8 protein-coding genes are annotated in these 9,763 nt (G+C 41.5%); 1 reads left to right on the forward strand and 7 read right to left on the reverse strand.

The window, feature by feature from the left end:
- Positions 1-453: 453 nt before the first annotated feature.
- Positions 454-1,989, reverse strand: a complete 1,536-nt coding sequence (locus tag GTQ43_RS38390) for a toprim domain-containing protein (RefSeq protein WP_265277853.1) — start codon at positions 1,987-1,989, stop codon at positions 454-456.
- A gap of 240 nt (positions 1,990-2,229) precedes the next feature.
- Between GTQ43_RS38390 and GTQ43_RS38395 the strand changes: the two genes are divergently transcribed.
- Complete coding sequence (locus GTQ43_RS38395; protein ID WP_265277253.1) at positions 2,230-3,372, forward strand: IS4 family transposase; 1,143 nt, start codon at positions 2,230-2,232, stop codon at positions 3,370-3,372.
- On the opposite strand, the gene GTQ43_RS38400 is transcribed toward GTQ43_RS38395, so the two are convergent.
- The 6 genes from GTQ43_RS38400 to GTQ43_RS38425 all read right to left on the reverse strand — a co-directional run bounded on the left by GTQ43_RS38400 (position 3,353) and on the right by GTQ43_RS38425 (position 9,276).
- Positions 3,353-4,822, reverse strand: coding sequence for a relaxase/mobilization nuclease domain-containing protein (locus tag GTQ43_RS38400; protein ID WP_265277854.1), 1,470 nt, complete (start codon positions 4,820-4,822; stop codon positions 3,353-3,355). The two genes, GTQ43_RS38395 and GTQ43_RS38400, sit on opposite strands and share 20 nt — an antisense overlap.
- Before the next feature lie 2 nt (positions 4,823-4,824).
- Complete coding sequence (locus tag GTQ43_RS38405) at positions 4,825-5,229, reverse strand: MobC family plasmid mobilization relaxosome protein (RefSeq protein WP_265277855.1); 405 nt, start codon at positions 5,227-5,229, stop codon at positions 4,825-4,827.
- 426 nt (positions 5,230-5,655) lie between these two features.
- The gene (locus GTQ43_RS38410; protein ID WP_265277891.1) at positions 5,656-7,269 is read right to left on the reverse strand and encodes an ATP-binding protein; all 1,614 of its coding nucleotides are present in this window, start codon (positions 7,267-7,269) and stop codon (positions 5,656-5,658) included.
- Between the two features lie 120 nt (positions 7,270-7,389).
- Positions 7,390-7,620 carry a hypothetical protein gene (locus tag GTQ43_RS38415; protein WP_265277892.1) on the reverse strand — a complete coding sequence of 77 codons (231 nt, stop codon included), beginning with the start codon at positions 7,618-7,620 and terminating at the stop codon, positions 7,390-7,392.
- A gap of 378 nt (positions 7,621-7,998) precedes the next feature.
- Positions 7,999-8,346, reverse strand: a complete 348-nt coding sequence (locus tag GTQ43_RS38420) for a hypothetical protein (protein ID WP_265277893.1) — start codon at positions 8,344-8,346, stop codon at positions 7,999-8,001.
- 633 nt (positions 8,347-8,979) lie between these two features.
- On the reverse strand, positions 8,980-9,276 hold the full coding sequence (locus GTQ43_RS38425) for a hypothetical protein (protein WP_265277894.1): 297 nt from the start codon (positions 9,274-9,276) through the stop codon (positions 8,980-8,982).
- Positions 9,277-9,763 lie beyond the last annotated feature (487 nt).

Raw genomic sequence — 9,763 nt, forward strand, 5'->3', positions numbered from 1 at the left:
TTTTCTGCTGATCATGATTTTCTGCTTAAGCATTAACACTTGCCGCCACGAAGTCTACGGAAATATTTGTCAACTTTAATTCCAGCAACTCCGTAATCTCTACTATTGAGTAGGCATTGCTCAATCTTGGTACTATTTTGACGCTGTTAATTACTTACCTCACTTCCCGCCAGTGGCAAACTGATTGCGCTATGCCGCCAAAATAGCGATCGCACGGCACCTTTACCAAAACCTCTCCGTACTACCTGCCCCACTGTTAAGCATTAATATATTCAAAAGGTCTACAGTGTCAATACTTCCAAGATTTCAGAACTCGTGGCTCGGAGTCGGCGCAGCGGAGTGGCTCTTGCGGGCTTGCACGATCTAGTTGGCCCAACCAGTAATCTTTCTGCCCGTAAGAGCCACCGACTCCGAGAGCGTAGCGGTCACGAGTTCGTCGGCGATGGCGCGAGATCATCGACTAAAACCTCGCCCCCGTTGCTTTTGCTCCAGCATCTCTTGCTGCTGCTGCCGCTCTCTAACAAAAACCTCATTCCAACTAAGCCCCTTGGGTGCAATTCTTTTAGCCTGGGGTAGCATTTCCTGAACAACCTGGGCAGCTTCATTACCAAGATCATCATTATTAAATGCCAGTCCAATTCTGCTGATATTTCTGAGGAGTTCAAAAGGCAAGTTATCCTGGTCATCCACTGCCATGTACATTGTTCTAACTGGTGGTTGCCCCTTGTGTGCATTCCTATCAATCTCTGCCATTGTCAGCGCATCAATGGGGGAAGAACACAGGTATACTCTCTCAATTTTATCGTCAGGCTCTCCACCCAATTTGAAATGAAACCACCCAGGAGAGCGATCGCCTCCGGCGGGGCGTAGCCCATCGCTGTTTTCGGGGTACTCCGTACAACGATTGTCAATCCGTGCGGTATCCCAAACCAGTGCGCCTGACTTAGAACCATCTAAACCCCGCTTGATAAACACAACCTGAGCCTGTTGATCTATATAACCCAACCCCTGCCGTTGTAATGGTTGCACAAGAAAATTAGTTATAGCGCGTTTTTGAGTCAGGTAATACTGTAGTACTTGCCTTTTGCTTTCATCCTCTGGTGGAGGTACAAACTGGGGTTGTTCTTGTAAGTGTGCCAGTTGATTGTTAGCGATTAAAACTAATGCTTTAGCTTCATCAATAGTCCATCCGGCTGGACTGGCAAAGATAATTTCTTCAACATCTTGGGCTGGTTTATCATCTAATAGCGCCCTGATTGCAATTTCTTTATCTCGGTCAGTCACTAATAAGTTTTGCAAGTCGGCGCTGTAATACTCATATAACTCGGCTGTTTGATTCGGGGTTAGCTTTGGTTCATCTGTGGTTATAGTTGGAGTTTGATTAAGAGCAATTGCGTCTACTGGTTTTTGCGATCTATGGAGTTGCTCCAAATAAACAATCGCTGCTTCCAGGTCGTCGAATATGGTTCTTCCGGCTGATAGCTGCTGCTGATTTTGAGAAAGTTGTTGTGTTAATTCTAATACTGTTTCAGTTAAGGCCGATTCAACAGTCGATTGCTCAATATAATCAGAAATTGATGAAATGGCTCTCTTCTCTAGATATGATTGTAACTCATTCGCAAGTACTGCATCCAGGTCATTGAATGTAGTTTTAGCTGTAATGAGTTCCTCTTTGTATTGAGAAAGTTGTTGCGTTAATTCTAATACTGTTTGGGTTAATGCTGATTCAACAGCCGATTGCTCAATATAATCAGAAATCGATGAAATAGCTCTTTTCTCTAGATATGATTGTAACTCATTCGCAAGTACTGCATCCAGGTCATTGAATGTAGTTTTAGCTGTAATGAGTTCCTCTTTGTATTGAGAAAGTTGTTGCGTTAATTCTAATACTGTTTCAGTTAAGGCAGATTCAACAGTCGATTGCTCAACGTAATCAGAGATTGATAAGATAGCTATCTTCTCTGCATGAGATTGTAACTCAGCCGTCAATGCTGTTTCAAAGTCATTGAATGTAGTTTTCGCTTCAAGTAGCTGCTGATGATATTGAGAAACTTGCTGTGTTAATCCTAATACTGCTTGGCTTAAAGCTGACTCGATAGCTGATTGCTCAATATAATCAAAGACTTGAGGGGAGACAAAATATCCTGAAATAGATATAGGGCAACGAGTGTAGCAATTTGTGGTAAAACAAAAAGAGCCTTCATTCGCAACAAGCTCTATTTAATGATAATGTTACCAGAATTCTACGAGACAAACCTCAAGCGAGAATTGGGACGTGCAGAATATTTATTACTAAAAATTCTAATTAATTTATTACAATCAATAAAAACTGTAAGCCTTGAAGCATTGGCTACTGGTTTACCTATCCCCATATTATTTGAAAGTAGAAGAAAGAAAATCCAACGATTCTTATCTTTAAATTATATAAATGTTGAAGAGATATGGTTCCCAATTATTAAAAGTTGGCTAGAAATATATTTTCCTTTAAATCAAGTTGTTTATTTAGTAATAGACAGGACTAATTGGGGATGTATTAATTTATTAATGATCAGCGTAGTTTGGGATAAGAGGTCTATCCCAATATATTTTGAGTTGTTAGGCAAGTTAGGTTCGAGTAATTTTGATGAGCAAGAAGCAGTATTCAAAAAAGCATTACCGATTTTCAAGAATTATAAAACTGTAGTGTTAGGAGACCGAGAATTTTGTTCAATAAAGCTGGCTAACTGGTTGACAGAGCAGAAAGTATATTTCTGTTTACGCTTAAAAAAGGATGCATTTATAGAAATAGAACCGGAAATTTGGCTGCAATTAAGAGATTTAGGTTTAGCACCTGGACTTTCTTTCTTTTATCAAGGTATTAAATATACAAAATCTACAGGATTTATTACCTTTAATCTTGCAGGTAAATGGAAACGTAAACGCTTTGGAGTTGCGCCGGAAGAGGCTTGGTTTATCTTAACTAATTTAGATGATTTAGATTCGGCGATTATTGCTTATAAACAGCGTTTTGATATTGAAGAGATGTTTAGAGATTTTAAAAGCGGTGGTTATAACTTGGAAGATACTAATGTATCAGGTCAAAGGCTAATTTCCCTAATATTATTAATCTCGCTCGCCTATACAAGTGCAACTATATCTGGTCAAAAAATTAAACGCATGGGTGTTCAAAAATATGTTGGACGAATTAAAGAATCTTTAAGGACAATTCGCCGTCATAGCAGTTTTTATATTGGATTATATGGGTCTAACTGGGTCAATTTCATGGAAAATTCTTATGAATTGGTGTCCGAGTTAATGACACTAGCTCCTAATAAGCGTAAGTATTATCAACAAGGCGAAAGAGCTATGAAGCTTATTTTATCTGCATCCTAGCCCTTTTTGTCCCCCCGTAAGAATCAAAGATTGATGAAATGGTTTTCTTCACTGCATGGGATTGCAACTCAGCCGTAAATGCTTCATCAAAGTCATTGAATGTAGTTTTATCAATAAATAGTTGCTCTTTGTATTGAGAAATTTGCTCTGTTAATCCTAATACTGTTTCAGTTAAAGCTGACTCGATAGTTGATTGCTCAATATAATCAAAGATTGATAAAATGGCTTTCTTCACTGCATGGGATTGCAACTCAGCCGTAAATGCTTCATCAAAGTCATTGAATGTAGTTTTATCAATAAATAGTTGCTCTTTGTATTGAGATAGTTGCTCTGTTAATCCTAATACTGTTTCAGTTAAAGCTGACTCGATAGCTGATTGCTCAATATAATCAGAGATTGACAAAATTGCTTTCTGATCTGCGTGGGATTGCAACTCAGTCGTCAACGCTGTTTCAAAGTCATTGAATGCAGTTTTAGCTCGAAAGAGTTGTTGCCGATAAATAGATAGTTGTTCTGTTAATTGTGGCAACGTTTCAGCCAAGGCATCATCAACTACTGACTGTTCAATAAAGTCAACGATTGTATTTATGAATCTTTGGCTCTCCACTGCTTGCTCTTTAGGATTCTTCAACAGATTCTCAATAAGCTCATCATCCCGTTGGGGCTGGTAGTCAATAAACTTATGTTTTTGTAAACCTGGGAATGTATAGGCAGGCCCCAAAGATGTGCCGCTGAATTTCTGGTCATTCCACGAGTACGAGATGCCCTTACTTTTACCGTTGCGTGTTAATCCGTGACGAACTTCTACACCTTGTAATTGCAATCGCTCAACCAGTTGCGGCATAGTCGGTTTATCTACTATGGCGCGGTCGATTACTTCAATTAGTTGGGTTTTGATTGACTGTTGTGGCGGCGTGTTTCTCAAACCATGCTCGTATTCTAGTTGTTCCCTTTCGATTCGTCGCTGTTGCCCATAGCTGGGGGCGCGGTTCAGTTTCTCCTTGCTACTTAGAGTTTGCTGTAAACCATATTCTAGTTCTAGCTGTCGAATGATTTTTTCAGAGCGCACATACTCCCAGCTATCGCGGGTAATCTTGCCGTCATCCAAACTGATTCTGCTGGCGCAAATATGTATATGGTCGTGGTTGCGGTCGCTGTGGCGGTAGATGGCATATTGGTTAGCTGTGTAACCCATTTCCTCGATGTACTTGTCGGCTACAAGGCACCAAGTATCATTGTCTAGCTGTTCGCCTGGGCTTAGTGAGAGCGAAACATGGTGAACTACTTTCTCCGCTTCTGGATTAAGTTGTCGAGACAGTCGGAATTCTCTAGCGAGTTCTCTGGCATTTCTGCCAAACATATTGCCGCCAATTAAAGATGACTGCTCTTTGTTTTCAAGATAGTCAAGGAGTCCACGAAAGCTTTTACCCTTGGTTTGGTTGCCAATCATTTTTACTCCCAGTCCTCCTGCTCTCCGTCGTCGTCAATGTCATCGTCATCGGTAATTTCAGTTTCAATTTGGGACAGTTCCCGACCAATTTGTTGTAAGAGTTCTTGTAGCTGTTTTAGTTGTTCTGGATCTGCGGGTGGTCGCAGTCCCATTTTAATAGCTGTATTGGTGGCTCTGGTAAGTTGATTAATATTGTTGCCGATGCGTACTAATTCTCTATAAGTAGCTAGGGTTATTTTGCTCAGTCGTTTGGGCAGTGGTTTTAGTAAAACACTGCGTCTTGTTAATTCAGCTATGCTTAGTCCCGCGTCTTGTGCTTTCAACTTAATCATCTCGTGTTCGATTACGTTGACACGAGCTTCTAATGTCTTGGTACGAAGCAGGTTTTTTGACAGTTTAGGACGCATAACTGAGGGAGGTATGAGAGGGGGTTTCCAAAGCGGGGACACTTCCCCCTTTGGCAAGCCTGTCGTCCGAGCGAAGCGAGGTTTGCCGGAGGCAAAAGGCACGGCTTGCTTCTAGCCAAAATACGGGAGTAGCGAGGTGTCAAGTGCTACGGAGGTACGGGGACACAGCGAGAGACTGGGGCGAGGGGACAACAGCGTAGCTGGGAGGACGGTTTCGGGTGATTTCGGGTGGGATAAAGAACGATAACAGCGTAGCTGAAACCTCATGATTATATCAGTGTTTGCTGAATCACAGCGACGGCGTAGCTGGAGTGTCTTGGCTATAGTCAGCAACAGTCAACATCGGGGGAACATAGAAACAGCGTAGGTGAAACTTGCTTCTAATCTGGAGTTATACTTTTTTGAAAACGCTACTTTTGCCCCCAATTAGGCAGCTTGCTGCCTTTGCTGGTTTAATGGAATTGCCATCACAAATTCTGTACCTTTACCCAAAGTGGAATTACACTGCAATTTTCCTTGATGTTTTTGAGTAACAATCTGATAACTGATAGATAAACCTAAGCCTGTACCTTTGCCAACAGGTTTAGTAGTAAAAAAGGGATTAAATAATTGGTTTTGCAAATTTTCAGGAATCCCAACTCCATTATCAACAATGCGAATAATTATTTGTTTGTCAGCAGTAAGTTCAGTTTGAATGCGAATTTGACCTTTACGCCTTATCAATGAAGTAGACGCGCTGTCTTCACCTTGAGGCAGGAGATGACAAATAACGAATGACTCTTCTATGGCATCAATTGCGTTTGTTATAAGTTTTATAAACACCTGATTGAGTTCTCCGGCATAGCATTCCACCAGTGGCAGGTCAGCATATTCTTTGAGAATTTCAATTGCTGGATGATCTGGTGTAGCCTTGAGGCGGCTTTCTAAAAACATTAGTGTACTATCGATACCTTCATGGATGTTTACCAGTTTCATTTCTGCCTCATCTAAGCGTGAGAAGTTTCGGAGAGATAGCACAATTTGTTTAATTCTGTCCGCACCGAGTTTCATCGAAGTCAGCAACTTCGGCAAGTCTTGCATCAAGAAATTCAATTCAATTGCTTCTGCCTCATCTTGAATTTCTGGCACCGGCTGGGGATAGTGATGTTGGTAAAGTTGCAGTAATCTGAGCAAATCTTGGAGATATTCATGGGCGGGAGTGATATTACTATAAATAAAGCTGATTGGGTTGTTAATTTCATGTGCTAGTCCTGCTACTAACTGACTTAAGCTAGACATTTTTTCAGTTTGAATCAACTGAGCTTGAGTTTGTTGCAATTCTCGTAAAGCTTGCTCCAGTTCAAGCGATTGCTGTTGTAATGTTTTTTGTTGTTGACTAAGCAGCACAACCTGCATTTTCGCTTGTTGAGATAGTTGTATTTGTCGCCAAGCTATAATTGCTGCGACCCCAAGTAGTCCACCCAATATGGAAGCAAGTAAGTTCAGCGCTTTTAGTTGAGATTCGATGTTTTCACGCGGTATAACCAGAGCTATTGACCAATTCGCTTGTTTGAGATGAACATAAGCAACATATTTGTTGGTGCCATCAATGGGAATGAGTTCGATTCCTTGCTGTTGGTTGACCATACGACTAGCAAGCGCCGCTAAGTTAGGGTCGGCTGACTCTAGAAAACTGTGGGCAGGTTTTTCTAGAGTTGACATCACCGCTGGATTGGGATGAATAATTGGCTCTCCCTTGGAGTTAAGTGCAAATGCATAACTGCCATTACCGTAGTGCAGTCTGTTGACTACTTGAATAATTCGATCTACCTTCAAGCTACCGTTCAAAACTCCAATAGGACGACTGGTAAGGTCATAACTTTGGCGAATAGGAGAAGAGATCGCCACAGCCGGAATTCCAGAAGTCCGACTGATGAAGGGATCTGATATATTGACTTGTCCTGCCATTGCTTTTTGAATAAAATCCCGATCCAAGTTGTTGGCATCAGTTTTACCTACCAAAGTGTTGTAATAGGAACCGTTGGGCAGCGAAACTGCCATTTTGAAAAATTCATCAGTGCGCTTAATTTCTGCGTTTAAATATGGTTCAATAACTCCCCCAATTTAAGGAACGCGCCACCTCTGTATTAGCAATAGTTTGAATTTCAATAGAGCAAATTGCTAACCATTGATCAATCTCATCAGTTCCTTGAGAACCTGAAGCAGCGCTTTTTCCTGAAGTTGTTGAACAATTAACTTTCTGACTACGAAGTAGCTAGCAATGCCAATCACCCCTATTGCTAAGGTAAAGCCAATCAAAATCAGTGGTGTTCTCACCTTAGACAGTTGCTTTTTTGGCACAGGTTTGTATTGCCTAACTTGGAACAAATCACGTAATAGTAGATAGGACATGATAGGCAGTACTGAGAAATTTTAATTAGACTTGTTACCTATAGTTCCCATGACATCAACTTCAGAACAGGAAATTTGTTTCTAAGCTAACTTTTTCTCATTAAGTCTGTTGAACAAGTCACCAGCCCTGACAAAGGTCGTTACTACACCTAATTAAGTAATCGGGTGTAGAGGTATGTGATCTGTCCGCTCAGTGAATGATTAAGTACGTCATCATCTCCGGGAGCGTCTTTTGTTACTGTTAAGTTCAGTAGGAATTAAAAACCAATAAATTTTATAACGTCACTGTCAAGTTACAGATGTGTTGCACCGGGCAACGGCCTCTTAGAATGGACTCATTTGAGTAAACTTCGGTGGGCAGACAACTCAGTACAATCATCAGCAGTGAAGCCGTAACAGCCGGGCAACATGAGTGTAAAACTCGCGCATCGCCGTACTACCAAGAACTTCGGTAACTTCCGCCACCCCGTCTAGCGAAGTTGGGAGTGATGATTCTGATTCAGCAATCAACATCGGGAAGTATTTACGGGCTAACCACTTTTCATCGTCGTCTAAGTCAGCCAAATTTTTATTACTACGGCTATTAAGACTATCTAATAGCAGGAGTAATAATTTTTTCGCATTGCTGCAGCCCCCCATCTCTGGGTAAATCGGCTCACCCAAGCTTGGGAGATTTCGGCAATGTTGGCGATCGCCGGTTGAGTAATTTTCTGTTTTGACTGCCAAAGTTGGGTTAGAGCATGACTATAGCGTGGCCTGTCTGCTCATGGCGTTACCCGCTTCGGGGCAGAGTTGGAAAGCATCAACGCTTTCTAATTTAACTCCTGGTAATTCACGATCAAGGAAACCCAAATCATAGTCAGCGCAGAAGTAGAATGTTAGCTCCACATTGGAGCGACGATGAGCGCGTATCGGACAATCTGGCGGAAATAGAAGGTTCGTGTCACCAGGTGCAGTCTGATAATGAACTTTTCATTTTGGCTAGAGTGAATGCACAAAACTATTGAGAAATTAGCCACCTCGAACCAGCACTGCTTTTGAATATGGCAGTGCAAATATGAGAGCAACAATTTATCAAGTCTATTTCAGTCCCTATCTACTGGTGTAAGTTCAGTGAACGGCAATAAACCACTGTATTGTTGGTTAAGTTCTGACATCTTAAGCTACTATCTAATGTTTGCTTGTACCAAGAACTGGTCATCATCTCCTGTGACGGTACATACAAGTCCAATCAATTTTTTCTATAAGGGATTTCGGGTGATGTTGATTTGATCTCCTAGATTATTTTGAGTATTAAAAGACATAGCTGATCCATCAGACTCTCCAAGATTTTTCAGGCGTTCGCGTCGTGCGGCACGTTTAGCTAATGGACATCAGGCTAGACCAAGTTTCAGGATCAAGTCGGTAGACTTTAATTTTTTGCCTCTCAAACCCCGGCTCAAACCTCGACCAGCGAAAAGCTGCTTTGATTCCCAACTGCGATAACATCTGATGCACAACCTGCACATCACTCATTTTGTCGCTGATGGTGCGGTTGAGATGGTGTAATATTTCTGGGGCATAAAGGCGAATCTTGTCGGCGTAGGGTTTGAGGTCAGCTTTAGTCCATTCTTTGTTTGGATCTAAAAAGTCATTTAATCCAAATGCTTCTCGCATAGAACGCCGCAGTGCTGTACCGGAAATATCCCACGGGCAAACAGCTTGATTCCAATTAGCTTGTTTCTCTAATGATTTGGCTGTTCTGTCAAGTCCTAATTCGGGATAAAGTTGCGCTTCTAAGTTGAGCAGTTCCCCGCGCCGTCGGCCTTCTTTGTCCCAAAGTACAACTTCTAATGTTAGCTCGTCTACGCAGTAGAAATCTTTCAGGTAATATTTTCTAATTGCTAGTGCGTCTTCTGGTGAAACTGCTTCTTGGGATTCTAGCAGGGCTATTTCTGGGTAAGTTAAATCGGCGGCGGCTACTATGTCTTTGGCTTCAATTTGTTTTGATTTCGTCTTTGGCTGACTTTAATAACAGTTTGACTGCCGATTCGGATTGTCGATTATCAATTGTAATCTGATGCCCTTCATGTCTTAGTCGAATTAGCAGTGCATCAGAGAGATTCATCATTGAATAATTCTGCTCGGCACTAATTCGGGCATA

Origin of the sequence: Nostoc sp. KVJ3 (assembly GCF_026127265.1) — a bacterium.
Taxonomy (GTDB): Bacteria; Cyanobacteriota; Cyanobacteriia; order Cyanobacteriales; family Nostocaceae; genus Nostoc.